Annotated in this window: 1 pseudogene; it reads left to right on the top strand. The window is 61.6% G+C overall.

Annotated features, from left to right (window positions below):
- Positions 1-113: 113 nt before the first annotated feature.
- Positions 114-276, top strand: a pseudogene (locus R0J92_RS22765) (MFS transporter); the annotation flags it as partial.

Here is a 276-nt window from a genome sequence, read left to right on the forward strand (position 1 = left end):
CACGGCGAGCGCGCCTGAGTGTTCAATTTTTCTGATCTATGCACACAAAACTCCTGAATTGACGGCCCCTGCCGGATCGCCACACTGTCGCGCAACAAGAACCGGAGACCGCCCTGGACCGCCCCGCCCCCCTGTTCACGCCCGTCCTTTTGGTGGGCTGCCTGATCATCCTGGTCAGCTTTGCCGTGCGCGCCTCCTTTGGGGTGTTCCAGATCCCGATCGCCGCGGATTTCGGCTGGTTGCGCAGTGCATTCTCCCTCGCCATTGCCATCCAGA

Origin of the sequence: Tritonibacter sp. SIMBA_163 (assembly GCF_046535935.1) — a bacterium.
Taxonomy (GTDB): Bacteria; Pseudomonadota; Alphaproteobacteria; order Rhodobacterales; family Rhodobacteraceae; genus Epibacterium; species Epibacterium scottomollicae.